This window comes from Streptomyces sp. NPDC030021 (assembly GCF_055574035.1).
Genome location: NZ_JBVIAH010000007.1, coordinates 230,940 through 253,482 on the forward strand (window position 1 = coordinate 230,940; position 22,543 = coordinate 253,482).

24 protein-coding genes and 2 pseudogenes are annotated in these 22,543 nt (G+C 72.6%); 11 read left to right on the forward strand and 15 right to left on the reverse strand.

Features of this window, described 5'->3' with window-relative positions; all coding sequences use genetic code 11:
• Nucleotides 1–765 carry an SDR family oxidoreductase gene (locus tag ACZ4YL_RS16365; RefSeq protein ID WP_468117061.1) on the reverse strand — a complete coding sequence of 255 codons (765 nt, stop codon included), beginning with the start codon at nucleotides 763–765 and terminating at the stop codon, nucleotides 1–3.
• 56 nt (nucleotides 766–821) lie between these two features.
• Between ACZ4YL_RS16365 and ACZ4YL_RS16370 the strand changes: the two genes are divergently transcribed.
• Genes ACZ4YL_RS16370 through ACZ4YL_RS16390 form a run of 5 tightly spaced genes read left to right on the forward strand, consistent with a single transcriptional unit; the run spans nucleotide 822 to nucleotide 5,254 of the window.
• A complete protein-coding gene (locus tag ACZ4YL_RS16370; protein ID WP_468117063.1) occupies nucleotides 822–1,571 on the forward strand; it encodes an enoyl-CoA hydratase family protein in 750 nt (249 codons plus the stop codon).
• A complete protein-coding gene (locus ACZ4YL_RS16375; protein WP_468117064.1) occupies nucleotides 1,568–2,419 on the forward strand; it encodes a CoA transferase subunit A in 852 nt (283 codons plus the stop codon). The genes ACZ4YL_RS16370 and ACZ4YL_RS16375 overlap by 4 nt, the downstream gene beginning before the upstream one ends.
• A complete protein-coding gene (locus ACZ4YL_RS16380) occupies nucleotides 2,416–3,174 on the forward strand; it encodes a CoA-transferase subunit beta (protein ID WP_468117066.1) in 759 nt (252 codons plus the stop codon). Before ACZ4YL_RS16375 ends, ACZ4YL_RS16380 begins: the two co-directional genes overlap by 4 nt.
• Before the next feature lie 22 nt (nucleotides 3,175–3,196).
• Nucleotides 3,197–4,291, forward strand: coding sequence for an NAD(P)H-dependent flavin oxidoreductase (locus ACZ4YL_RS16385; RefSeq protein WP_468117068.1), 1,095 nt, complete (start codon nucleotides 3,197–3,199; stop codon nucleotides 4,289–4,291).
• Between the two features lie 30 nt (nucleotides 4,292–4,321).
• Nucleotides 4,322–5,254, forward strand: coding sequence for a tyrosine-protein phosphatase (locus tag ACZ4YL_RS16390; RefSeq protein ID WP_468117070.1), 933 nt, complete (start codon nucleotides 4,322–4,324; stop codon nucleotides 5,252–5,254).
• A gap of 79 nt (nucleotides 5,255–5,333) precedes the next feature.
• Here ACZ4YL_RS16390 and ACZ4YL_RS16395 read toward each other — a convergent pair whose 3' ends face one another.
• The gene (locus tag ACZ4YL_RS16395) at nucleotides 5,334–7,016 is read right to left on the reverse strand and encodes a DEAD/DEAH box helicase (RefSeq protein WP_468117071.1); all 1,683 of its coding nucleotides are present in this window, start codon (nucleotides 7,014–7,016) and stop codon (nucleotides 5,334–5,336) included.
• A 101-nt stretch (nucleotides 7,017–7,117) separates the two neighbouring features.
• The gene (locus ACZ4YL_RS16400; protein WP_030010141.1) at nucleotides 7,118–7,321 is read right to left on the reverse strand and encodes a cold-shock protein; all 204 of its coding nucleotides are present in this window, start codon (nucleotides 7,319–7,321) and stop codon (nucleotides 7,118–7,120) included.
• 434 nt (nucleotides 7,322–7,755) lie between these two features.
• Here ACZ4YL_RS16400 and ACZ4YL_RS16405 point away from each other — a divergent pair, with 434 nt between their 5' ends.
• Nucleotides 7,756–8,397, forward strand: coding sequence for an SIMPL domain-containing protein (locus tag ACZ4YL_RS16405; protein WP_468117073.1), 642 nt, complete (start codon nucleotides 7,756–7,758; stop codon nucleotides 8,395–8,397).
• A gap of 180 nt (nucleotides 8,398–8,577) precedes the next feature.
• On the opposite strand, the gene ACZ4YL_RS16410 is transcribed toward ACZ4YL_RS16405, so the two are convergent.
• From ACZ4YL_RS16410 to ACZ4YL_RS16425, 4 genes are read right to left on the reverse strand one after another with little or no spacing between them, the layout of a single operon-like run.
• Nucleotides 8,578–9,735 (reverse strand): acetyl-CoA C-acetyltransferase, encoded by a 1,158-nt coding sequence (locus ACZ4YL_RS16410; RefSeq protein WP_468117075.1) that lies wholly within the window; start codon nucleotides 9,733–9,735, stop codon nucleotides 8,578–8,580.
• A gap of 39 nt (nucleotides 9,736–9,774) precedes the next feature.
• A complete protein-coding gene (locus tag ACZ4YL_RS16415; protein ID WP_301371752.1) occupies nucleotides 9,775–10,404 on the reverse strand; it encodes a TetR/AcrR family transcriptional regulator in 630 nt (209 codons plus the stop codon).
• 25 nt (nucleotides 10,405–10,429) lie between these two features.
• Nucleotides 10,430–11,212 carry an SDR family oxidoreductase gene (locus ACZ4YL_RS16420; protein ID WP_468117077.1) on the reverse strand — a complete coding sequence of 261 codons (783 nt, stop codon included), beginning with the start codon at nucleotides 11,210–11,212 and terminating at the stop codon, nucleotides 10,430–10,432.
• Nucleotides 11,209–12,357, reverse strand: a complete 1,149-nt coding sequence (locus tag ACZ4YL_RS16425; protein ID WP_468117078.1) for an acyl-CoA dehydrogenase family protein — start codon at nucleotides 12,355–12,357, stop codon at nucleotides 11,209–11,211. Before ACZ4YL_RS16425 ends, ACZ4YL_RS16420 begins: the two co-directional genes overlap by 4 nt.
• A gap of 63 nt (nucleotides 12,358–12,420) precedes the next feature.
• On the opposite strand from ACZ4YL_RS16425, the gene ACZ4YL_RS16430 reads away from it, so the two are divergent.
• Genes ACZ4YL_RS16430 through ACZ4YL_RS16440 form a run of 3 tightly spaced genes read left to right on the forward strand, consistent with a single transcriptional unit; the run spans nucleotide 12,421 to nucleotide 15,469 of the window.
• On the forward strand, nucleotides 12,421–13,293 hold the full coding sequence (locus tag ACZ4YL_RS16430; protein ID WP_468117080.1) for an enoyl-CoA hydratase: 873 nt from the start codon (nucleotides 12,421–12,423) through the stop codon (nucleotides 13,291–13,293).
• Nucleotides 13,293–14,438, forward strand: coding sequence for an acyl-CoA dehydrogenase family protein (locus tag ACZ4YL_RS16435; RefSeq protein ID WP_468117082.1), 1,146 nt, complete (start codon nucleotides 13,293–13,295; stop codon nucleotides 14,436–14,438). The genes ACZ4YL_RS16430 and ACZ4YL_RS16435 overlap by 1 nt, the downstream gene beginning before the upstream one ends.
• Nucleotides 14,438–15,469, forward strand: coding sequence for an acyl-CoA dehydrogenase family protein (locus ACZ4YL_RS16440; RefSeq protein ID WP_468117084.1), 1,032 nt, complete (start codon nucleotides 14,438–14,440; stop codon nucleotides 15,467–15,469). Before ACZ4YL_RS16435 ends, ACZ4YL_RS16440 begins: the two co-directional genes overlap by 1 nt.
• On the opposite strand, the gene ACZ4YL_RS16445 is transcribed toward ACZ4YL_RS16440, so the two are convergent.
• Complete coding sequence (locus ACZ4YL_RS16445; RefSeq protein ID WP_468117086.1) at nucleotides 15,450–16,175, reverse strand: class I SAM-dependent methyltransferase; 726 nt, start codon at nucleotides 16,173–16,175, stop codon at nucleotides 15,450–15,452. The two genes, ACZ4YL_RS16440 and ACZ4YL_RS16445, sit on opposite strands and share 20 nt — an antisense overlap.
• Nucleotides 16,176–16,311: 136 nt before the next feature.
• Here ACZ4YL_RS16445 and ACZ4YL_RS16450 point away from each other — a divergent pair, with 136 nt between their 5' ends.
• Nucleotides 16,312–16,464 (forward strand): hypothetical protein, encoded by a 153-nt coding sequence (locus tag ACZ4YL_RS16450; protein WP_468117088.1) that lies wholly within the window; start codon nucleotides 16,312–16,314, stop codon nucleotides 16,462–16,464.
• Between the two features lie 627 nt (nucleotides 16,465–17,091).
• On the opposite strand, the pseudogene ACZ4YL_RS16455 reads toward ACZ4YL_RS16450, so the two are convergent.
• The 3 genes and pseudogenes from ACZ4YL_RS16455 to ACZ4YL_RS16465 form a co-directional block, all read right to left on the reverse strand.
• Nucleotides 17,092–17,229: pseudogene (locus ACZ4YL_RS16455) on the reverse strand (IS5/IS1182 family transposase); the annotation flags it as partial.
• Nucleotides 17,230–17,410: 181 nt separating this feature from the next.
• Nucleotides 17,411–17,833: pseudogene (locus ACZ4YL_RS16460) on the reverse strand (DUF4267 domain-containing protein); the annotation flags it as partial.
• Between the two features lie 70 nt (nucleotides 17,834–17,903).
• Nucleotides 17,904–18,353 (reverse strand): anthrone oxygenase family protein, encoded by a 450-nt coding sequence (locus ACZ4YL_RS16465; RefSeq protein ID WP_468117090.1) that lies wholly within the window; start codon nucleotides 18,351–18,353, stop codon nucleotides 17,904–17,906.
• A gap of 86 nt (nucleotides 18,354–18,439) precedes the next feature.
• On the opposite strand from ACZ4YL_RS16465, the gene ACZ4YL_RS16470 reads away from it, so the two are divergent.
• Entirely contained in the window at nucleotides 18,440–19,018 is a 579-nt protein-coding gene (locus ACZ4YL_RS16470) for a TetR/AcrR family transcriptional regulator (RefSeq protein ID WP_468117091.1), read from the forward strand.
• A gap of 152 nt (nucleotides 19,019–19,170) precedes the next feature.
• Here the strand turns inward: ACZ4YL_RS16470 and ACZ4YL_RS16475 are convergent, their stop codons facing one another.
• The 4 genes from ACZ4YL_RS16475 to ACZ4YL_RS16490 are packed head-to-tail and all read right to left on the reverse strand — an operon-like array spanning nucleotide 19,171 to nucleotide 22,500.
• The gene (locus ACZ4YL_RS16475; protein WP_468117092.1) at nucleotides 19,171–19,716 is read right to left on the reverse strand and encodes a hypothetical protein; all 546 of its coding nucleotides are present in this window, start codon (nucleotides 19,714–19,716) and stop codon (nucleotides 19,171–19,173) included.
• A gap of 7 nt (nucleotides 19,717–19,723) precedes the next feature.
• On the reverse strand, nucleotides 19,724–20,647 hold the full coding sequence (locus tag ACZ4YL_RS16480) for an alpha/beta hydrolase (protein ID WP_468117093.1): 924 nt from the start codon (nucleotides 20,645–20,647) through the stop codon (nucleotides 19,724–19,726).
• On the reverse strand, nucleotides 20,644–21,375 hold the full coding sequence (locus tag ACZ4YL_RS16485; RefSeq protein WP_468117095.1) for an SDR family NAD(P)-dependent oxidoreductase: 732 nt from the start codon (nucleotides 21,373–21,375) through the stop codon (nucleotides 20,644–20,646). The genes ACZ4YL_RS16480 and ACZ4YL_RS16485 overlap by 4 nt, the downstream gene beginning before the upstream one ends.
• A 3-nt stretch (nucleotides 21,376–21,378) precedes the next feature.
• Nucleotides 21,379–22,500 carry an LLM class flavin-dependent oxidoreductase gene (locus tag ACZ4YL_RS16490; protein WP_468117097.1) on the reverse strand — a complete coding sequence of 374 codons (1,122 nt, stop codon included), beginning with the start codon at nucleotides 22,498–22,500 and terminating at the stop codon, nucleotides 21,379–21,381.
• Nucleotides 22,501–22,543 lie beyond the last annotated feature (43 nt).

Here is a 22,543-nt window from a genome sequence, read left to right on the forward strand (position 1 = left end):
TCAGCTCTCCTTGTTGACAGTTGCCGCATCCAGGAACGCCGGGCGCTCCCCGCCCCCGTGCACCAGCAGGCTCGCCCCGCTCACGTACGCCGCCCGGTCCGAGGCCAGGAACACCGCCGCCTCCCCCACGTCCGAGGGTTCCGCCAGCCGCCCCAGCGGGACGGTGGCGCCGACCGACGCGATGCCGGCCTCGTCGCCGTAGTGCAGGTGGGCCAGTTCGGTCCGCACCATGCCGAGGAGCAGTGAGTTGACCCGTACGTCGGGGGCCCATTCGACGGCCATGGACCGGGCCAGGTTCTCCAGCCCCGCCTTGGCGGCGCCGTAGGCGGCCGTCCCCGGCGAGGGGCGGGTCCCGCTGACGCTGCCGATCATGACCACCGAGCCCCGCGCTTCGCGCAGCCAGGGGTACGCCGCGAGCGAGGCGGTCATCGGCGCGAGCAGGTTGAGCTCGACGACGCGCGCATGGCGCTGCGCCTCGCCCTCGCCCAGCAGCCGGTACGGGGTGCCGCCCGCGTTGTTGACCAGGCAGTCGAGTCGCCCGTACCGGCCCGCGACCGCGCCGAAGAACGTGTGCACGGCGGCGGGATCGCGCAGGTCGACCGGTGTGAAGGCGGCCGTCCGGCCGTCCGCCGTCACCTCCTGGTCCGGTGGCCGCCGGGCGCAGACGACCACGTCCGCGCCAGCCGCGAGGAACGACCGGGCGATCCCGGCGCCGACGCCCCGGGTCCCTCCGGTGACGACGACGACCCTCCCGTCGAGCTCCATAGGCTGCTACCTTCCTCACCTAACAAATGTTTGGTGGAAAGGTAGCTGATCCGCTCATGGGTGTCTCCACCTCAAGCCCCGACAAGGGCATCGCACTCGTCACAGTCGACTTCCCACCCGTCAACGCACTCCCGGTGCAGGGCTGGTACGACCTCGCCGACGCCCTGCGGGCGGCCGGCCGCGACCCCGAGATCCGGTGCGTCGTCCTCGCCGCCGAGGGCCGCGGCTTCAATGCCGGCGTCGACATCAAGGAGATGCAGCGCGACACCGGCCACGCCGCCCTGGTCGGCGCCAACCGGGGCTGCTACGAGGCCTTCGCCGCCGTGTACGAGTGCGAGGTGCCGGTCGTCGCGGCCGTGAACGGGTTCTGCCTGGGCGGCGGCATCGGGCTCGTCGGCAACGCCGACGCGATCGTCGCCTCCGAGGACGCCACCTTCGGGCTGCCCGAGCTGGACCGGGGCGCGCTCGGCGCCGCCACCCACCTGGCGCGGCTGGTCCCGCAGCACCTGATGCGCGCGCTGTACTACACCTCGCGCACCGCGACCGCCGCCGAACTGCACGCCCACGGCTCGGTCTGGAAGGTGGTCCCGCGCGCGCAGCTGCGCGCCGCCGCCCTGGAGCTGGCCGCCGAGATCGCGAAGAAGGACGGCTACCTGATCCGGCTCGCCAAGGCGGCCATCAACGGGATCGACCCCGTGGACGTGCGCCGCAGCTACCGCTTCGAGCAGGGCTTCACCTTCGAGGCCAACCTCAGCGGGGTGGCCGACCGGGTCCGCGACACCTTCGGGAAGGGAGAGCGCGCATGACCGACAAGTCCATGACCCCCGACGAGGTGGTCGGGCAGCTGCACAGCGGGATGACCGTCGGCATCGGCGGCTGGGGATCCCGGCGCAAGCCCATGGCCCTGGTGCGCGCACTGCTCCGGTCCGAGATCACCGATCTCACCGTGATCTCCTACGGCGGCCCCGACGTCGGCCTGCTGGCCGCCGCCGGCCGGATCCGCAGACTGGTCGCCCCCTTCGCCACCCTCGACTCCATCCCGCTGGAGCCGCACTTCCGGGCCGCCCGCGAGCGCGCCGCGTTCACCCTCACCGAGCTCGACGAGGCCATGTTCATGTGGGGCCTGCACGCCGCCGCCAACCGGCTCCCCTTCCTCCCCGTCCGTGCGGGCCTCGGCTCCGACGTGATGCGGGTCAACCCGGAGCTGCGTACGGTCACCTCCCCCTACGACGACGGCGAGGAGCTCGTCGCCGTCCCCGCCCTGCGCATGGACGCCGCCCTGGTCCACCTCAACCGCGCCGACCGCCTCGGCAACGCCCAGTACCTGGGCCCGGACCCGTACTTCGACGACCTCTTCTGCGAGGCCGCCGACGCCGCCTACGTCTCCTGCGAGCAGCTCGTCGAGACCGCCGAGCTCACCAAGTCCGGCCCCCCGCAGTCCCTCCTCGTCAGCCGGCACTCCGTGACCGGGGTCGTGGAGACACCGAACGGCGCGCACTTCACCTCCTGCGTCCCCGACTACGACCGCGACGAGGCCTTCCAGAAGCTGTACGCGGCAACCCCCTGGAACGAGTTCGCCGACCGCTTCCTGTCCGGGGCGGGCGAGCACGACTACCAGCTGGCCGTCCGGACCTGGCACGAGGAGCAGCAGTGACGACCACCGACGCCACCACCACCGCCCCCCGCGCCGTCTCCCGTGCCGAGTACTGCGTGATCGCCTGCGCCGAGGCCTGGCGCGACAACGGCGAGGTGCTCGCCAGCCCGATGGGTCTGGTCCCCTCCTTCGGGGCCCGTCTCGCGAAGCGGACCTTCTCCCCCGACCTGCTGCTGACCGACGGCGAGGCGATGCTCGTCGGGCTCGACGGCACGGCCGAGGGCTGGCTCCCGTACCGGCGTCACCTGACGATGGTCACCGGCGGCCGGCGGCACGTGATGATGGGCGCCAGCCAGATCGACCGGTTCGGCAATCAGAACATCTCGTGCATCGGCGACTGGGAGCGGCCGGCCCGCCAGCTCCTCGGGGTGCGCGGCGCCCCCGTGAACACCCTGAACAACCCGGTGAGTTACTGGGTGCCCAAGCACTCGAAGCGGGTGTTCGTCGAGCGCGTCGACATGGTCAGCGGGGTCGGCTACGACCGTGCGGAGGCGGCCGGGGTGACCCGCTTCCACCGGCTCCCCCGGGTGGTCAGCGATCTCGGCGTCTTCGACTTCGCCGGACCCGGTCACTCGATGCGCCTGGCCTTCCTGCACCCCGGCGTCACCGTCGAGGACGTCCTGGCGGCGAGCGGCTTCGAGCCGGCGATCACCGGCGAGGTCCCGTACACCCGCGAGCCGACCGCCGAGGAGCTGCGGCTGATCCGCGACGTGATCGACCCCAAGGGGCTGCGCGACCGGGAAGTGCGGGTCTGACGCGATGGCGAGGACGATGGCGATGGCGATGGCGATGGAGACGGCACTCACGAAGCTGGTCGGGGTCGAGCACCCCCTCGTGCAGACGGGCATGGGCTGGGTCGCCGGCCCCCGACTGGTGTCGGGCGCGGCGAACGCGGGGGCGCTGGGCATCCTGGCCTCGGCCACGATGACGCTGGACCAGCTGCGTTCGGCGGTCCGCGAGGTCAAGTCCCGCACGCCGGACGGGACCCCCTTCGGGGTCAATCTGCGGGCGGACGCCGGGGACGCGGCCGAGCGCGCCCAGCTGATCATCGACGAGGGGGTGCGGGTCGCCTCGTTCGCGCTGGCGCCGTCCAAGGAGCTGATCGGGCGGCTCAAGGACGCGGGCGTGGTCGTCATCCCGTCGATCGGGGCCCGGCGGCACGCCGAGAAGGTGGCCGCGTGGGGCGCCGACGCGGTGATCGTGCAGGGGGGCGAGGGCGGCGGTCACACGGGGGACGTGGCCACGACGGTGCTGCTGCCGCAGGTCGTGGACGCCGTGGACATCCCGGTGATCGCGGCGGGCGGCTTCAGCGACGGGCGCGGGCTGGTCGCTGCGCTGTCGTACGGGGCCGCGGGCATCGCCATGGGCACCCGGTTCCTGCTGACCTCGGACTCGACCGTCCCGGACGCCGTGAAGGCCGAGTACCTGAAGGCCACGGTCAAGGACGTCACCGTCACCACGGCCGTCGACGGGCTGCCGCACCGCATGCTCCGTACGGAGCTGGTCGACTCCCTGGAGCGGGCGGGCCGCGCCCGGGCGCTGGTCCGGGCGGTCCGGCACGCGGCCGGCTTCCGGAAGCTGTCCGGGCTGAGCTGGCCGCAGATGGTCCGCGACGGCCTCGCGATGAAACACGGCAAGGACCTGTCCTGGAGCCAGGTCCTGCTCGCCGCGAACACCCCGATGCTCCTCAAGGCGTCCATGGTCGAGGGCCGTACGGACCTCGGCGTCATGGCATCGGGCCAGGTCGCAGGAGTGATCGACGATCTTCCGTCCTGTGCGGAGCTCGTCTCCCGCGTCATGGCCGAAGCACAACAGGCACTGGAATCACTCGAAGCACTGCACTCGCTCCGCACCCTGCCACCACCAGGGTGATCCCCCTTCTCCGTCACAGGAGTCGCCCCTATGAGCCGTGCCCGCATCCGCCTGGCGACCGCGGCGGCCGCCGCCGCTCTCGCCGTCGGGACCCTGCCCGCTTCCGCGTACGCGGAAGCGGCGCCCGGAGCCGGGGTCAGCGCCCGGCACCAGCAGCAGCAGCAAGCCGAAACGATTCGCCAGATCCCCCTCCAGGGCGCCGTCAACCTCCGGGACATCGGCGGCTACCGCACCTGGACCGGCGGCCAGGTCCGCCAGGGGCTGGTCTACCGCTCCGACGCACTGAGCAAGCTGACCGACGCCGACGTCACCACCGTCTCCGGTCTCGGCCTCACGAAGGTCGTCGATTTCCGCATTCCGATGGAGCTCCAGTACGACGGCGCCGACCGGCTGCCCGCCGGGCTCTCCCCCACCTCGCGCGCCGTCAGTGACCTCGGCCTCTACGGAACCCTCGTCGGCGCGATCGGCAGCGGCGATCCCGTCGTCCAGGAGCAGATGCTCGGCGGCGGCCGCGCCGAGGCCTACATGCGCGACATCTACCGCACCTTCGTGAGCAGCCCCGAGAACCGGGCGCAGTTCGCGGCGACCCTGCGGGAGATCGCCGACGGCCGGCAGGGCCCGGTCCTGTACCACTGCACGTCCGGCAAGGACCGGACCGGCTGGATGAGTTACGTCCTGCTGCGCGCCCTCGCCGTCCCCGAGGACACCGCGGAGCGCGACTACCTGGCGTCGAACACCTTCCGCGCCGCCTACGACGCCCGGGTGCGGGCGGGCCTCAAGCAGTCGGGCCGGATGCAGAACCCGGACCTGCTGATCCCGCTCCAGGAGGTCCGCCAGGACTATCTGGACTCGGCGACGGCGCAGCTGGAGGCCGACTACGGCAGCTTCTACGGCTACCTGACCCAGGGCCTCGGCCTGGATCTGCGGACCCTGGCGAAGCTGCAGGCCAAGATGGTCCGCTAGCGGCAGGTGCTGCGGACAGCACGACGCCGGGCAGCGCTTCCCGCGCTGCCCGGCGTCGTCGTGTGTGTGCGGTGAGGGGTCAGACCGCCCGGCGGCGGCCCTGGCCCCCGGAGCCGACCCGGCTGCGCGCGGAAGCCGCGGCCGCGCCGCCACCTGCGCCGCCGGTCCCGCGCCGGCCGCGCTCGCCGGAGCCACCGGCCACCGCGCCGCCGCCCTGGCCGCCGCGCCGGGCCTGGCCCGAACCGGAGGCCGCCGGGGCCTGCCCGGAGGCGCCCCCACCGGAACGGCGGCTACGACCGCCGGCCGCCGGAGCACCGCCCGTGGCGGCACCGGTGCGCGGCCCGCCGCCCGAGCGGCGGCGCGAGCCGGAGCCCGCGCCGGAGCCGGAACGCTGCTTGGGCGCGGTCGGCTGCGGAACCTCCAGCACGACCGGGATGCCCGAGGGCTGCTTGGCGCCGGTCAGCCGGGCCAGTTCCTCGTCGGAGGACTTGATCTGCGCGGTGCGCGGGGAGATCCCGGCGTCCGACATCAGACGGGTCATGTCCCGCTTCTGGTCGGGGAGGACCAGGGTGACCACGCTGCCGGACTCGCCGGCACGGGCGGTACGGCCGCCGCGGTGCAGGTAGTCCTTGTGGTCGGTGGGCGGGTCCACGTTGACGACCAGGTCGAGGTCGTCGATGTGGATGCCGCGGGCCGCGACGTTGGTGGCGACCAGCGCGGTGACCTCGCCCGTCTTGAACCAGTCGAGGGTGCGGTTGCGCTGCGGCTGGGAACGGCCGCCGTGCAGGCCGGAGGCGCGCACGCCGTCCGCCAGCAGCTTCTTGACCATGCGGTCGACCCCGCGCTTGGTGTCGACGAACATGATCACCCGGCCGTCGCGAGCGGCTATACGCGTCGCCACGGCCTTCTTGTCGGTCTCGTCCATGACGTACAGGACGTGGTGCTCCATGGTGGTGACCGCACCGGCCGACGGGTCGACGGAGTGGCCGACCGGGTCGGTCAGGAACATCTTGACGAGCTTGTCGATGTTCTTGTCCAGCGTCGCCGAGAACAGCATCCGCTGGCCGCCGGCCTCGACCTGCTTGAGCAGCGCCGTGACCTGCGGCATGAAGCCCATGTCGGTCATCTGGTCGGCCTCGTCGAGGACGGTGATCGAGACCTGCGAGAGGTCGGCGTCACCACGGTCGATGAGGTCCTTGAGGCGGCCGGGGGTGGCGACGAGCACCTCGGCGCCGCGGCGCAGGGCGCCCGACTGCCGGTTGATCGACATGCCGCCGACGACGGTCGCGATGCGCAGGTTGACGGCCGTGGCGTACGGGGCCAGGGCGTCGGTGACCTGCTGCGCGAGCTCACGGGTCGGTACGAGGACCAGCGCGAGCGGCGCCTTCGGCTGCGCGCGGCGGCCGGCGGTACGGGCCAGCAGCGCCAGGCCGAAGGCCAGCGTCTTGCCGGAGCCGGTACGGCCGCGGCCGAGCAGGTCACGGCCGGCGAGGGAGTTCGGCAGCGTCGCGGCCTGGATCGGGAACGGCTCGGTGACGCCCTGGGCGGCGAGGGTCTTCAGCAGCGCCTCGGGCATGTCCATGTCCCCGAACGACTCGACCGGCGGCAGCGCCGGGGCGATCGGCTCGGGCATGGTGAATTCCTGGGGCCGGGCAACGGGCGCGGACTTCTGCCGTCCCGCGCCAGACTTCGGACGCCCCTGGGCCGCACCTCGACCCCGGGTGGGGCGGCGGCTGGGTCGTGCGGAGCTGGAGCTGGTCATGCGAGAAAGCCCTCCTGAAACCGGCAGGTAAAACAAAGGTCGAAACAGCAGACAAGCCGGGGCCCGCACCTCGCGGTGCGGACCCCGGCATGCTGAAGAACTTAGGCGGGGATGATGTTCTCCGCCTGGGGGCCCTTCTGGCCCTGGGTGACGTCGAAGGACACGCGCTGGCCCTCCTGGAGCTCACGGAAGCCCTGGGTGGCGATGTTCGAGTAGTGGGCGAAGACGTCCGGGCCGCCACCGTCCTGCTCGATGAAGCCGAAGCCCTTTTCCGAGTTGAACCACTTCACGGTGCCAAGTGCCATTTTAAATCTCCTGAATAGGCGGCAAAGGGCCCCATCCGGAGATTCCGGCAAAACAATAAAAGCGCCTGCGGAGCATTCCCGTCAGGCGCACATAAAGTTCATGGGTACCACAACTGCAACGAGCTCTAAGCTAGCACACCTCGCTGCGGGGAGTCCCGGGGCGAGGGGTGTGACCTGCACCCCCCGCCCCGCCGGCCTGCGGTGTGCCGGCCGGCCCGTGGGGGTGGTCCGGGGGCCGGAGCCCCCGTCCCCCTTGGGTCGTGGGCGGTCCCGGGCCTTCCGGACACCCGACCCGACCCGGGCGGCCCGGCTCCGCCGACGGCGAAAAGATTCATCCCTACGGGTCGGACCGGGCCGGCCGGTACGGGCCGTACGGGCCGTACCGGCGGCGGAAGCCCCTGGCGGCCGCCCACCCCAGCTGGTTTGATCATGGAATGGCAGCGATCAAGGAGCCCTGGGGGCTCAGTGTGCTCGGCGCGGGCAGCGTGTCCGCCGAACCCCGGCTCGCCCACGTGGACCTGGCGGTCGATCTCCTCGCCCCGACCCCGAAGGCGGCCTTCGCCGAGGCGGGCGCGGCGGTCACCCGGCTGCGGGACGTCCTGCGTGAGCACGGCATACCGGACTCGGACGTGTCCGGCTCACGGGTGCAGCTCTCCTCGCAGTACAAGGGCTACGGCGCGGACCGGACCTTCCACGGCTACGGCTGCGAGGCCACGTACACCGTGCGGACGGAGGAGCTGGCCGGGCTGGAGCTTTTGATCGAGGAAGCGGTGACGGCCGGCGCGAACCGCGTCGACGCCGTGCGGTTCGAGGTGGAGGACAAGCCCGCGATGCGGGACGAGGCCCGGCGCCGGGCGGTGGCGGCCGCCCGGCGCAAGGCCGAGGTGTACGCGGAGGCGTGCGGAGTGCGGCTGGGGCCGGTCATCCACATCGAGGACGTCGACCCGGAGTCGGTGGGCGGCCACAGCCACGGCCGCCGCACAGGCGGGGACCCCGAGGACGACGGCGCCCTCACCCCGGGCTCGGTACGCGTCGAGGCGGCCGTCCTCCTCGGCTTCGCGCTGCTCCCGGAGTGACCGGCGGGGCCGAGCCGGGCGCCTACAGCCGCTCGATGATCGTCACGTTGGCCTGGCCGCCGCCCTCGCACATGGGCCCCTCCCCCCACGGCCCCCTCGCACCGCTCGGCCCGCGGGGCCTCACAGGCTTCGACGGCCTGCGCCGGCCCCCGGCCGGCGGATGCCGCTCCCAGCCGGGGCTCACAGCCGCTCGATGATCGTCACGTTGGCCTGACCGCCGCCCTCGCACATGGTCTGGAGGCCGAAGCGGCCGCCGGTGCGTTCCAGTTCGTGCAGCAGGGTGGTCATCAGCTTCACCCCGGTCGCCCCCAGCGGGTGGCCGAGCGCGATCGCGCCGCCGTTGACGTTGACCCGCTCCGGGTCGGCCCCGGTCTCCTTCAGCCAGGCCAGCACCACCGGGGCGAACGCCTCGTTGATCTCCACCAGGTCGATGTCGGCCAGCGACATCCCGGTCTTCTTCAGCGCGTAGGCGGTGGCCGGGATCGGCGCGGACAGCATGCGGATGGGGTCCTCGCCCCGTACCGAGAGGTGGTGGATGCGGGCGCGCGGCCGCAGGCCGTGTTCCCGTACCGCCCGCTCGGAGGCGATCAGCATCGCGGCCGCCCCGTCCGAGACCTGCGAGGAGACGGCCGCCGTGATGGTGCCGCCCTCGACCACCGGCTTGAGGGTGGCCATCTTCTCCAGGGTCGTGTCCCGGCGCGGGCCCTCGTCCACGCTCACCTCCCCGTACGCCACCGTCTCGCGCGCGAAGCGGCCCTCGTCGATGGCCCGGATCGCCCGCCGGTGGGAGCGGAGCGCGAACTCCTCCATGTCCTGCCGGGTGATCCCCCACTTCCGCGCGATGAGCTGGGCGCCGTGGAACTGGTTCACCGGGGCGTCCCCGTACCGGGCCCGCCAGCCCGCCGAGCCCGCGTACGGCCCCTCCGTGAGGCCGAGGGGCTCCGCCGCCTGCCGCGAGGCGAAGGCGATCGGGATCATCGACATGTTCTGGGTGCCGCCCGCGACCACCAGGTCCTGGGTGCCGGACAGGACGCCCTGCGCCGCGAAGTGCACGGCCTGCTGCGAGGACCCGCACTGGCGGTCGACGGTGACCCCGGGCACCTCCTCGGGCAGGCCGGCCGCCAGCCAGGCCGTCCGGGCGATGTCCCCCGCCTGCGGCCCCACCGTGTCGAGGCAGCCGAACACCACGTCCTCCACGGCGGCCGGGTCCACCCCGGACCGCTCGATCAGTGCCTTCAGGACGTGTGCGCCCAGGTCGGCGGGGTGGACGGCGGACAGACCGCCGCCCCGCCGCCCGACGGGCGTGCGTACCGCATCGACTATGTAGGCCTCGGGCATCGGGACTCCTCAGACGGTCGGGTCGGTCGGGCCGGTCGGTCAGGTGGGGCGCAGTGCGATCCCGTCCAGCACCATCGACAGGTACTGGCGGGCGATCTCCTCGGGGCTGTGCTGTCCGCCCGGCCGGTACCAGGAGGCCGCCACCCACACCGTGTCGCGCACGAAGCGGTAGGTGAGGCGGATGTCGAGGTCGGCGCGGAAGACCTCGGCCTCGACGCCCCGCTCCAGCGTCCCCAGCCAGGCCTTCTCGAACTTCTGCTGCGAGTCGGACAGGTAGTGGAAGCGGGGCTGGGCGGACAGGGTGCGGGACTCCTTCTGGTAGATGGCGACGGCGGCGCGGTGCCGGTCGATCTCCCGGAAGGACTCGGTGACGAGGGCCTCGATGGTCTCCCTGGGGCCGAGACCGGCGGCGAGAACGGTGTCGTACCCGTCCCACAGTTCGGTCAGGAAGGCCGAGAGGATCTCGTCGAGCATCGATTCCTTGGAATCGAAGTGGTAGTAGAGGCTGCCGGCGAGCATGCCGGCGGCGTCGGCGATCTTGCGGACGGTGGTGGCGTTGTAGCCCTGCGCGGCGAAGACCTCGGCGGCGGTGTCGAGGAGTTCACGACGCCGTTCGGGGGAGGCCGTCACCTGCGGCTTCTTCTGGGATGTCGGCTTGTTCGTTGGCACGCGCCCATTCTCGGCCACGGCATGGCTAGGCGTGCTGGCTGCTGACCGAGACGGTCTCGCCGGTCATGTACGACGAGTAGGCGCTGGCCAGGAAGACGATGACGTTGGCGACCTCCCAGGGTTCGGCGTAGCGGCCGAAGGCCTCGCGGGCGGTGAGTTCGGCCAGGAGCTCCTCGCTGGTGACCTTCACCAGGTGCGGGTGCATGGCCAGGCTCGGGGCGACCGCGTTGACGCGTACGCCGAACTCGGCGGCCTCCAGGGCCGCGCAGCGGGTCAGGGCCATCACCCCGGCCTTGGCGGCGGCGTAGTGGGCCTGGCCGGTCTGGGCGCGCCAGCCGATGACGGAGGCGTTGTTGACGACCACTCCGCCGCCGCCGGACGCCTTGAACGCGCGCAGGGCGGCGCGGGTGCAGCGGAAGGTTCCGTTCAGGGTGACGTCGAGGACGCGGGACCACTGGTCGTCGGTCATGTCGACGAGGGCGGCGGTGCCGCCGAGGCCGGCGTTGTTGACGACGATGTCGAGGCGGCCGTGGGTGTGCTCGGCGAGCGCGAAGAGGGCCTGGACCTGGTCCTCTTCGGTGACGTCGCAGGGCAGGGAGGTGACGCGGTCGGCGCCGAACTCGGCGGCGAGCGCCTCTTCGGTCTCCTTCAGGCGGCGGGCGTGGGCGTCGCCGATGACGATGCGGGCGCCCTCCTCCAGGAGGCGGCGGGCGGTGGCCCCGCCGATCCCGGCCCCGGCGGCGGCGGTGACGACGGCGGTGCGGTCCTTCAGCAGTCCGTGCCCGGGGACATAGTCGGGAGCGGTCACGCCGGTACCTCCTTGGGAAGGCCGAGGATCCGCTCGGCGATGAGACTGCGCTGGATCTCGTCCGAGCCCGCGTAGATGGTGTCGGCGCGGGAGAAGAGGATGAGCCGCTGCCAGTCGTCGAGGTCGTACGGGTCCCCGTGCGCGCCGTCGGCGAGGAGCGAGGGGGCGGCGCAGACGTCCATGGCGAGCTCGCCGAGGTCGCGGTGCCAGCGGGACCGGTACAGCTTGGCGGTGGAGGGCGCGGTGGCGGGGTTCAGGGCGGTGGCGCGCATGGTCTCCAGGCCGATCCAGGCCTGGACGAGGCGGTCGCGGATGAGCGGGTCGGCGAGGGCCCCGTTGGCGCGGGCGAGTGCGGCGAGGGCTTCGAGTTCGCGGCGGAAGCCGACCTGCTGGCCGAGGGTGGAGACGCCGCGCTCGTGGCCGAGGGTGGCCATGGCGATGCGCCAGCCGTCGCCGGGGGCTCCGACGATGTGGGCGGCGTCGGTGCGGGCGCCGTCGAAGAAGACCTCGTTGAACTCGGAGGTGCCGGTGAGCTGCACGATCGGGCGGACCTCGACCCCCGGCCGGTCCATGGGGACCAGGAGGTAGGAGAGGCCGCTGTGGCGGCGTGAGCCGGGTTCGGTGCGGGCGAGGACGAAGCACCACTGGGAGGCGTGGGCGAGCGAGGTCCAGGTCTTCTGGCCGTCGACGATCCACTGCCCGCCTCGGAGGGTGGCGCGGGTGCGGACGGCGGCGAGGTCGGAGCCGGCGCCCGGTTCGCTGTAGCCCTGGCACCACAGCTCCTCCACGGCCCGGATGGGCGGCAGGAAGCGGCGCTTCTGTTCCTCGGTGCCGTGGTCGATGAGGGTGGGGCCGAGGAGCTGTTCGCCGATGTGGCCCACGCGGGCGGGGGCGTCGGCGAGGGCGTACTCCTCGTGGAAGGCGATCTGCTCGGCGGTGCTCGCGCCACGGCCGCCGTACTCGACGGGCCAGCCGAGGCAGGTCCAGCCGTGGGCCGCCATGTGGCGCTCCCAGGCGAGGCGTTCGGCGAAGGCCTCGTGCTCGCGGCCGGGGCCGCCGCGGCCCTTGAGGCCGGCGAACTCGCCGGTGAGGTGGGCCCGTAGCCACCCCCGGACCTCGGTGCGGAACTCCTCGACGCTACTCATGGCCGTACGTTAACCTACCAAACACTTGTTAGGGAAGCTTCGCTCGTGAAGGATGGACGCCGCATGCCCGACGACCGCAGGCCCCACGACCGCTCGCCCGACGACACCCCCGTGCTCTACGAGCGCCGCGGCCCGGTCGCGTACGTGACGATGAACCGCCCCCGCTACCGCAACGCGCAGAACAGCGCGATGACGTACGCGCTGGACGACGCCTTCTACCGGGCCGCCAAGGACCCCGAGGTGAAGGTGGTCGTCCTCGCCGGGGCCGGTGAGCACTTCTCCGCGGGCCACGACATCGGCACCCCCGGGCGCGACGCCCACCTGCCCTTCGAGCGGCGGGCCGGCCTGTGGTGGGACCACACCGGGCGGCCGGGCGCCGAGTCCCGCTTCGCGCGCGAATCGGAGGTGTACCTGGGGATGTGCCGGCGCTGGCGGGAGCTGCCGAAGCCGGTGATCGCCTCGGTGCGGGGCGCCTGTGTGGCGGGCGGGCTGATGCTGGCCTGGGTCTGCGACCTGATCGTGGCGAGCGAGGACGCCTTCTTCGCGGACCCGGTCGTACGGATGGGCATCCCCGGGGTCGAATACTTCGCGCACCCGTGGGCGATGCCGCCGCGGATCGCGAAGGAGTTCCTCTACACCGGCGACCGGATGACGGCCCGGCGCGCGTACGAGGTCGGCATGGTCAACCGGGTCGTGGCACCGGACGGCCTGGAGGCCGAGACCGAACGGCTGGCGCTGCGGATCGCCGGGATGCCCGCCTTCGGACTGGCGCTGACCAAGCGGGCCGTCAACCAGGCCGAGGACCTCCAGGGCCTACACACCGGCATGGACTCGGTGTTCGGCCTGCACCACCTCGCCCACGCGCACAACGCGGAGACGGCGGCGGACTCGCTCGGCGGCATCGACATCGCCGCCCTGAAGGAGGCGAACACCTGATGGAACTCACGCACACGGCGGACGTGGAGGCCTTCCGGGCCGAGGCCCGCACCTGGCTCCGCGCCCATGTCCCGGCCCGGCCCCTGCCCTCCCTGGAGACGGCCGAGGGCTTCGCGGCGCACCGGGAGTGGGAGGCGCTGCTGCACGCGGAGCGCTGGTCGGTGGTCTCGTGGCCCGAGGAGTACGGGGGCCGGGGCGTGGACATCGTCAAGTGGCTGGTCTTCGAGGAGGAGTACTGGGCCGCGGGCGCGCCCGGCCGGGTCTCGCAGAACGGCATCAGCCTCCTCGCCCCCACCCTCTTCGACCACGCGAGCGCGCGGCAGCGCGCGCGGGTCCTGCCGTCGATGGCGAGCGGCGAGGTGATCTGGGCGCAGGCCTGGTCGGAGCCCGGCGCGGGGTCCGACCTGGCCTCGCTGATGTCGCGGGCGGTCCGCACGGAGGGCGGCTGGCTGCTGACCGGGCAGAAGACGTGGTCCTCGCGGGCGGCCTTCGCGGACCGCGCCTTCGGGATCTTCCGCACCGACCCGGACACCCCGAAACCCCACCAGGGGCTGACGTACCTGATGTTCGACCTGCGGGCGCCGGGGGTGACGGTGCGGCCCATCGGGCGCCTCGACGGCAAGCCGGCCTTCGCGGAGCTCTTCCTGGACCAGGTCTTCGTGCCGGACGAGGACGTGATCGGGGAGCCGGGGCAGGGCTGGCGGATCGCCATGTCGACGACCGGCAACGAGCGCGGGCTGACCCTGCGCTCCCCCGGCCGTTTCCTGGCCGCGGCGGACCGGCTGGTCGGGCTGTGGCGCGAACACGGGGACCCGTCCGACACCGCGCTGCGGGACCGGGTGGCGGACGCGGTGGTCGGGGCCCGCGCGTACGAGCTGTTCACCTGGGCGAACGCCTCCCGATTCGCGGCGGGCGCGACGATCGGCGCCGAGTCCAGCCTGAACAAGGTGTTCTGGTCGCAGTACGACATCGCCCTGCACGAGACGGCGCTGGACCTGCTGGGCGCGGACGCGGAGCTCGCGGAGGGCGAGTGGGCCGAGCCGTGGGTGTTCTCCCTGGCCGGACCGATCTACGCGGGAACGAACGAGATCCAGCGCGACATCATCGCCGAGCGGCTGCTCGGCCTCCCGAAGGGCCGCCGCTGATGCGCTTCCTGCTGACCGACGAGCAGTCGGACTTCGCGCGTACGCTGCGCTCCCTGCTGGGCTCGGCACAGGTCCCGGCGGCAGTACGGGCCTGGGCGGACGGCGACGCCGGGCCCGGGCGGACGGTGTGGTCCCGGCTCGCGGGGACGGGGCTGTTCGCGCTGGCCGTACCGGAGCCCTACGAGGGGGCGGGCCTGCTCCCGGCGGAGCTGTCCCTCGGCTTCGTGGAGCTGGGCCGGGCCGGGGTGCCGGGGCCGGTGGTGGAGAGCGCCGCGGTGTCGGTGCTGCTGGCGGAGCTGGCGGACGAGGCGCTGGCCAAGCGGTTCCTGCCGGGGCTGGCGCAGGGCGCGACCTCGGCCACGCTGACCCTGCCGGGCGGGAGCCCGTACGCCCTGGACGCGGACACGGCGACGTACTGCTTCACGGTGTCCCCGGCGGGCGAACTGCGAGTGGCGGGCGGCGCGGGCGAACTGCGAGTGGCGGGCGGCGCGGGCTCGGCGGGTGAGCCGCTCCGGTCGACGGACCCCGCACGCCGGCTGTCCCGCCCGCCGGTCGGCGCGGGTGAACTGCTGGCGGCGGGCCCGGCGGTGGCCCGGGCGGCCGAGGTGGCCGGACGCTGGGCCCGGCTGCTGACGGCGGCCCAGTGCCTGGGCGCCGGCGAGGCGCTGCTGGCCAGGACGGTGGAGTACGTGAAGCAGCGCACGCAGTTCGGGACGCCGATCGGGACCTTCCAGGCGGTGAAGCACCGGCTGGCGGACACCCTGCTCGACCTGGAGTTCGCCCGCCCGCTGGTGTGGGCGGCGGCGCTGTCGCTCGACCCGGGCGAGGTGGCGGCGGCGAAACTGGCGGCCGGCGAGGCGTCCTACCGGGCGGCGATGACCGCGCTCCAGCTCCACGGTGCGGTGGGCTACACCGAGGAGCTGGACCTGTCCCTGTGGCTGCGCAAGGCCCGCCCCCTGCGGGACGCCTGGGGAACGCCATCGGCCTGCCGGGCCGAGGTCCTGCGGTCCCTCACACCACCGCGACGCTGAGGCTCACGACGTACTGCTCCTCGACGATGCCGTCCGGGAAGAGCGGGTTCAGCAGCTCCCGCTCCCCCTCGAAGTACGCGCGGGTGCGGGCCTCGCCCAGGACCAGGAAGGCGGAGTGGCTGGCGAGGTTGGCGAGGTGGTCGTCCAGCGTGATGCGCCGGGTCCACGTCACGGACCGGGTGGTGAACGCGCCGAGCCCCTCGGGCAGGGTGCGGTGGGTCTCCCCCTTGACCTCGAAGAAGACCCGGAGCCGCTCCTCCTGTTCGGCGATCCACGGCACGGTGGCGTCCGTGTCGTTCCACCAGAGCGCGAGCGCGCCGCCGGGGCGCAGCACCCGCCGGGCCTCGGGCACGGAGCGGGCCGGGTCGGTCCAGTGCCAGGCCTGGGCGTAGGTGAGCAGGTCGAACGCGCCGGTGGCCAGCGGCAGCCGGTCCCCGTCGCCGCGCACGACCGGGATCCCGGGGCAGGTGCGGCGGAACTGGGCGGCCATTCCGTCCCCGGGCTCCACGGCGACGACCTCGGCCCCGCGCTCGTGCAGGAGCGCGGTGGCGATCCCGGTGCCGGCTCCTACGTCGGCCACCCGGGCCCCGGCGAGCGGCCGCCCGGTGAGGGACTCGACGGCGTCGAAGAGCGCCGGGGGGTAGCTGGGGCGGTGGGCCGCGTACGAAGCGGCTGCTGCATCGAAGGAACGGGCACGTGTGGTCATGCGTCCATTGTTTTCGATCACACAAGCGACAACAAGATCGAGGTACTTGCACCGTGCGAAGGCCGCCCCGCCAAGGCCGGCGGCGCGACCCACGAGGAGACCCTGGACCGCGGAGCTCACCGCCGCGGAGCAGCAGGTGGGCTACCTGTTGAACGTGACCCCGGGCACGATCACGGGCCCCGACGGCAAGCTGCAGCAGGCCCGGTGCGTCATCAAGGCCGACGGGAAGAAGGTCGCGGAGAGCGACGGCGTCACTACCGTGAAGGGATGCTCCTACGCGATCAAGTAGGTGCACGCATTCGGCGGTCCAGGCTGTATGGCTTTGCCACCCAGCCTGGACCGGAACTCAACCGTTCTTGTCAACGATGACTTCTTTCCCGTCTCGCCGCCTTACCAGCCCCAGCCCCAGTCCCAGTGGCCGTGACAGTGGCGGTGGTGATGGTGCCCGTGCCCGTGGCCGTGGCCGTGACCGTGACCACCGTGTTTGACTGCCGTCGTGGTGGTTGCGGTGCTGACGTTCGGCGTCGCCGGCGCGGCGAATGCGCTGGAAGGCAGCAGTGCACCTGCTGCGGCCAGAGCGGACGCGGCCGTAAGGATGGCGAAACGCCGTGTGACGAATGCGTGAGTCATGAGAATTCACCTCCGGTGAGAAAGGACAGATGGATTGCCGAATGATCCTGCTCTCACATGGACCTTTCGGCAGCGGGACACTTTCTCCCGCAATCCGCGCCGCCGGAGCGTTCCGGACGGTGCGGGTGGGTCACCTGCTCTGCGTGATCCCATGACTCAATTAGGCCCGGGGCGGCGAAATGCTTCACGTCCCTGGATTTCGGGACTTGACAAATGACGGCGGTCACGAGATCGCCGGACGCAGTGGCCGTCGAGCCGGATGACCGGAAAGGCCCGGAATGAACTACGGGCTGTCGGCCGCCCGCCCGGCGGTCGGCACGAACGCCAGCGGGCGGCACCTGCGGTCGGCGACGAGGTGGACCTTGCCGGTCTGCCCGCCCCGCGAGCGCCCCAGGAGGGCGGCCTTCAGGCGGAGCTTTCGCCGGCCCTCGAACTGCTGCCGCAGGGTCTTGGGGTACGGGCCGTACTCGCCGATCGGCAGGTGCGGCTCGATGAACTCCCACTCTTCGTCAGTCAGTTGCGCGCGTCACGCACGACGGCCTGCCGGGCCAGGGCCAGGAACGGGGCGAAACCCGCACGGATCGATCACGGCCCGGTCCGCGTCGGGCGGGCTGCGGGGCGGGCGTTTCCGGAGCGGCCGCGACGCTGCGGGTCTCGCGCATGATCAGCAGGCCGTTGACCACCATCAGCGTCGCGGTCAGGCAGTGGACGCCGAGCGCGGTGGTCACGGAGCCGTGGTGGGCCAGCACGTTGGTCATGTCGCCGTACGCGGCGAGTGCTTCCACCAACAGCACCCAGCCCAGCGCCCGGCGGTGGCCCGTCACCAGCAGGATGCCCAGAACCAGGGCCAAGACGACGTCGCGGATTCCCTTGATGGTCAGGAAGCCGTCGCCGTCGCCGGACGGCCAGCTCGGCAGGCCGTAGCCCGGCGCCGTCGTCTCCGGGCTCAGGATGTACTCCGTCCCGAACCAGAGGATGAAGAGGATGAAGGCGGCGGCCAGGACGGTGTTGATCTTCTTCAGCGACATTTTCTTCTCCATGCGAGTCATCGCCGGCTTGGTGAGCTTGGTGGAGCTTGCCGAGTCGTGTGGGGCCTGATCAGGCCGCGAGAGCGGCGGCCAGCAGGGTGAACGCGGCGACGATGACGGCGACGCGGATGTAGTGGTAGCGGTCCCAGCGGCGCAGCTGCTCCTTCCAGTCGGCGGGCCGGTTCTCGGGGGTCCAGGTCTTGTTCCGGTTGTTGATCGGGACGAGCAGCAGGATCGACATGACCACGCTGAGGATCAGCAGTCCGGCGGCGGTGACGACGAGTCCGGCGCCGTGGTGGTGCCATCCGGCAACGGCCCAGATCGCGCTGAGGACGAGCGAGCCTACGTACCAGAACGGCATCAGGGTGCCGAGGATCCGGCCGCCGTGGGCGTGACCGAGCTGCCCGCTGTCCTCGGGAAGGGCGTCCAGGATCCGGTTCATGATGAAGGCGACGGAGAACTCCACCCCCACCATCAGGCCGACGACGACGGTGGTGACGACCTCAAGTGTGGTGAGCATGACGATCCCTGAACTAGCGTCGCTAGATGATGAGGCAACGCTAGCGTTGCTAACGCTCGGTTGTCTAGCGATGCTAGGATCGATCCATGTCGGTACAGGAACGCAAGGAGCGCGAACGGGCGGAGCGCGAGCGCCTCATCGTGGCGACGGCCCGCGAACTCGCCGAGCAGCAGGGCTGGGACGCAGTCACCACCCGCCGGCTCGCCGAGCGCATCGAATACAGCCAGCCCGTCCTCTACAGCCACTTCCGCGGCAAGCGCGAGATCATCGGCGCCGTCGCCCTGGAAGGCGCCGCCGAGCTGGCCGCGGCGGTGCGTGCCGCGGCCTCCGGAGCGAACAGCCCGCGCGAGCGGGTCGCCGCCCTCGCCCGCGCCTACCTCGACTTCGCCGGACGCAACCCGGCAGTGTACGACGCCTTGTTCCAGCTCGACGGCGGCCTGGCGTACGCGCAGGAGGACACCCCCGAGCCGCTGAAGGACGCCTTCGCCGCCCTGCTCGAGTGCCTCGCCGAGGTCGCCGGCGACGGCGTCCACCCGGGGCTGTTCACCGAGGTGTTCTGGGCGGCTCTGCACGGCCTGGCGACCCTGACCCGAGCGGGCCGCCTGCTGCCCGAGGACGCCGAGCCGAGGGTGGAGCTGTTGGTGGACCGGCTCGCCATGGTCTGACACGCCACCCCGGCGGGCACGCAGCCGGGGCCCTCGGGCCCCGGCTCTGCCTGCCTGCCTGCCTGCCTGCCTGCGGCAACGCTTCCGGTCACTCGCACCCACGCGGCGCACCCCAGAGGCTGCGGTGCTCATTGATCACGACCCGATACGGCCTAGCGGGGGCGCAGGGAGATCCGGCCGACGAGGGTGGTCTGGAGCAGGATCAGGGCCGCGGTGCCGGCCGCCGGCCAGAGGGGGCGGTCCGGGCGGCCGCCCACGGCCCAGGCGGGGCCGTCGGGGTCCACCGTCACGGTCAGCCGGGCGCCGACCGGGAGGTCCGTCGCCACCGGTCCGGGCAGGTCCCGGCCGGACTCCGTGCGCAGCCGCAGCGACGGGGAGGTGGTCGAGCCGTCCTGCACCATGGCCCGCTCGGCGACGACCGCCTGTTCCTCCCGGCCGCGGTCGTGCAGGGTGTGCCGGTCCCAGGCGATCCCGCCGGCCACCGCGATGCCGACCGCGAGCAGTGCGACGGAGGTGCGGGCGACGAATTCCGCGCCGGTTCCGTGCGGTACGGCCGCACCGGCGACGAAGACGGCCAGCAGGACCGGGATCCAGGCTCCCCCGGGTCCCCGAAGCAGCCAGATCGCACCGAACTCCACCGCCAGGAGAAGGCAGTTGCGCAGGACCGCGCCCGGCAGTCTCCGTATCAGTTCAGCCATGGACACATCATGCCTGGGAGCCCGGCCGCCCCACCCTTCCCGCCCCCGCCACCCAGTCCGCGGCCGCCCGGAGCGCGGCGGCTCCCGCCGGAAGCGGCAGGCCCAGGAAGCCGTGGAAGACCCCCGGGTGGAGCTGGAGCGTGCAGTCGACGCCGGCCGACGCCAGTCGGCGGGCGTACGCGAGCCCCTCGTCGCGCAGCACGTCGCAGTCGGCGAGGACGATCAGGGCGGGCGGCAGGCCCGACAGGTCGGGGGCGCGCAGCGGCGAGACGTGCGGGTGCTCCGGGTCGCCGCCGTACTGGTCCCAGTACCAGGCCATGTGGGCGGCGGTGTGGAAGTAGCCCTCCGCGTACCTCTCCACGGAGGCGGAGTCCATCCAGGCGTCCAGCGGCGGATAGAACAGCACCTGTCCCGCTACGAGTCCGGGTGCGCGCAGGGCCGTCACGGCCGCGAGGTTGCCGCCGCTGGAGTCCCCCGCCAGCACCACCCGGCCGGGGTCGCAGCCGAGCGCGCGGGCCCGGTCCCGGGCCCAGAGCAGGACGGTGAGCGCGTCGTCCGGCGCCGCCGGCCAGGGGTGTTCCGGGGCCAGCCGGTAGTCCGCCGAGACGACCACCGCCCCCGCGGCCACGGCCAGGGAGCGGCAGGTCGCGTCGTGGCTGTCCAGGCCGCACATCACCCAGCCGCCACCGTGCAGGAAGACGACCAGGGGCCGGTCGGACCGGCCGGGCGCGGGATCGTAGATGCGGACCGGGACCCCGCCCGCGGCGGCGTCGGACACCGAGGCCACGGCCGGGCCCTCGCGGCCGGACCCGGACGCCGCGGCCGCCCGCAGCGCGCGGATGTCGCCCGGGCCCGGGAAGCCGGCGGTCATCGCGTCGCACAGCTGTCTGGCCTGCGGTGAGAGGGGGTCGGGTGCACGGAGGTCGCTCATGCCGTCGTCATCCCCCCGTCCACGGTGAACTCGCTGCCCGTCACGTACGAGGACGCGTCCGAGCAGAGGAAGAGGACCAGCTCCCCGACCTCCTCCGGGCGGCCGATGCGCCCCAGCGGTATGTGCGACCAGTCCCGGCCCGCCACCGCCTCGGCCACCATCGGGGTGTCGATGGCCCCCGGGTGCACCGAGTTGACCCGGATCCGGTCCCCGGCGAGGTCGAGCGCCGCCGACCGGGTCAGTCCGCGCAGCCCGAACTTGGTGGATCCGTAGGCGGCGTGGCCCGGTATCCCGACCAGTCCGGCGGTGGAGGAGATGTTGACGACCGAGCCGCCCCCGCCCGCCCGCAGCACCGGCGCGACCGCCTGGATGCCGAGGAACGGGCCGAGCAGGTTGACCCGCAGAAGCGCTTCGAAGTCCGCCGGCCGCTGCTCTTCCACGTGGGCGGTGCGCCACAGGGCCGCATTGTTGACCAGCGCCGATACCGTCCCGAAGGCGCGGACCGTCTCCTTCACCACCGTCGCCCAGCTCGCCGCGTCGGCCACGTCGTGGCGGACGTACAGTCCCTGGTCGCCGAGTTCGGCGGCCACCGCCCGGCCCTCGTCCTCCCGTACGTCGGTGACGACGACCCGGGCCCCCGCCTGCGCGCACAGCCGGGCCTCGGCGGCGCCCTGGCCACGCCCGGCGCCGGTGATCACGACGACCTTCCCGCCGAGCTGCTCCCCCACGGCTCAGCCCTCCAGCGCGCGGAAGTGCGGGATGACCTTCTCGCCCCACTGGCGGATGGTCTCCATGCACGCCTCCTGGGGGACGGTGCCCATCTGGATCAGGCACATCACCTCGTCGACGCCGATCTCGCGCAGCTGCTCGACGTAGGCGATGGCGGTTTCGGCGCTGCCGTACGCGTGCTCCGCGTTGTAGGTGCCGGTGTCGACGGGGCGGGCGGGAATGTTCGCCTCGTGCAGCCGGGCGACGAGCTCCTCCCGGCCCTTGGCCAGCGCCCCCACGTGGTCCTCCTCCTCCGCGTACCCGGTCGGCTCGGGGCCGTTCCCGTACCAGTGCGCGATGGACTCGGCGAAGAAGCGCTGCCCGCGCGTGCCCAGCCGCAGGGCCCGCTCGGCGTCGTCGAGGACGATGGTCGGGCAGAGGGCGGAGAGGTGGTCGTTGGCCTCGGCCCCGACGAAGCGCTCGCCGGTGCGCGTGGCGATGGCCTCGTCGTAGACCTTGCGCATGGCGCGTACGTCGTCGGCGCCGGCGAAGCCCATCACCAGGGCTCCGATGCCGAGCTCGGCGGCCAGCTTGAGGGTGTCGTGCCTGGAGCAGGCCATGAACAGCGGCGGGTGCGGGTCCTGGACCGGGCGGGGCAGGATCGCGCCGGGGCCGATGTCGATGGAGCCGTGCCATTCGAAGGTCTCCTCCTTCCAGGCCGAGGAGAAGATCCGCAGCGCCTCCTCCATCTGCGGGTAGGTGTCCTCGGGCCTGACCCCGTACATGGACATCTCCTGGCGGGTGGCACCGCGCCCGGCGCCGATGTCGACGCGGCCGCCGGAGAGCACGTCGAGCATGGCGGCGCGCTCGGCGACGCGCACCGGGTGCTGGTAGCCGAAGGGCATGGTGACGACGCCGTGGCCGATCCGGATCCGGCGCGTGCGGGCGGCCACCCAGGTCAGGAAGATCTCGGAGGCACTCATGTGCGCGTACCGGGTCAGGGAGTGGTGTTCGACGGCCCAGATCCGGTCGAAGCCCATCTCCTCGGCGTGGACGGCCTGTTCGACGCAGTCGTGGATGACCTGGCGTTCACGTTCGGGGGTGGGGTCGACGAGCTGCGCCTCGAAGATCATCGAGAACTTCACGGTGAGGTCCCTCCATCCGGTACTTCGAGCCCGTTGTCGAATA

Coding starts and splice junctions, on each gene's coding strand:
- ACZ4YL_RS16365 (WP_468117061.1), bottom strand. CDS start 765: ATGGAGCTCGACGGGAGGGTCGTCGTCGTCACCGGAGGGACCCGGGGC.
- ACZ4YL_RS16370 (WP_468117063.1), top strand. CDS start 822: ATGGGTGTCTCCACCTCAAGCCCCGACAAGGGCATCGCACTCGTCACA.
- ACZ4YL_RS16375 (WP_468117064.1), top strand. CDS start 1,568: ATGACCGACAAGTCCATGACCCCCGACGAGGTGGTCGGGCAGCTGCAC.
- ACZ4YL_RS16385 (WP_468117068.1), top strand. CDS start 3,197: ATGGCGATGGCGATGGAGACGGCACTCACGAAGCTGGTCGGGGTCGAG.
- ACZ4YL_RS16390 (WP_468117070.1), top strand. CDS start 4,322: ATGAGCCGTGCCCGCATCCGCCTGGCGACCGCGGCGGCCGCCGCCGCT.
- ACZ4YL_RS16395 (WP_468117071.1), bottom strand. CDS start 7,016: ATGACCAGCTCCAGCTCCGCACGACCCAGCCGCCGCCCCACCCGGGGT.
- ACZ4YL_RS16400 (WP_030010141.1), bottom strand. CDS start 7,321: ATGGCACTTGGCACCGTGAAGTGGTTCAACTCGGAAAAGGGCTTCGGC.
- ACZ4YL_RS16405 (WP_468117073.1), top strand. CDS start 7,756: ATGGCAGCGATCAAGGAGCCCTGGGGGCTCAGTGTGCTCGGCGCGGGC.
- ACZ4YL_RS16410 (WP_468117075.1), bottom strand. CDS start 9,735: ATGCCCGAGGCCTACATAGTCGATGCGGTACGCACGCCCGTCGGGCGG.
- ACZ4YL_RS16425 (WP_468117078.1), bottom strand. CDS start 12,357: ATGAGTAGCGTCGAGGAGTTCCGCACCGAGGTCCGGGGGTGGCTACGG.
- ACZ4YL_RS16430 (WP_468117080.1), top strand. CDS start 12,421: ATGCCCGACGACCGCAGGCCCCACGACCGCTCGCCCGACGACACCCCC.
- ACZ4YL_RS16435 (WP_468117082.1), top strand. CDS start 13,293: ATGGAACTCACGCACACGGCGGACGTGGAGGCCTTCCGGGCCGAGGCC.
- ACZ4YL_RS16440 (WP_468117084.1), top strand. CDS start 14,438: ATGCGCTTCCTGCTGACCGACGAGCAGTCGGACTTCGCGCGTACGCTG.
- ACZ4YL_RS16445 (WP_468117086.1), bottom strand. CDS start 16,175: ATGACCACACGTGCCCGTTCCTTCGATGCAGCAGCCGCTTCGTACGCG.
- ACZ4YL_RS16465 (WP_468117090.1), bottom strand. CDS start 18,353: ATGCTCACCACACTTGAGGTCGTCACCACCGTCGTCGTCGGCCTGATG.
- ACZ4YL_RS16470 (WP_468117091.1), top strand. CDS start 18,440: ATGTCGGTACAGGAACGCAAGGAGCGCGAACGGGCGGAGCGCGAGCGC.
- ACZ4YL_RS16475 (WP_468117092.1), bottom strand. CDS start 19,716: ATGGCTGAACTGATACGGAGACTGCCGGGCGCGGTCCTGCGCAACTGC.
- ACZ4YL_RS16480 (WP_468117093.1), bottom strand. CDS start 20,647: ATGAGCGACCTCCGTGCACCCGACCCCCTCTCACCGCAGGCCAGACAG.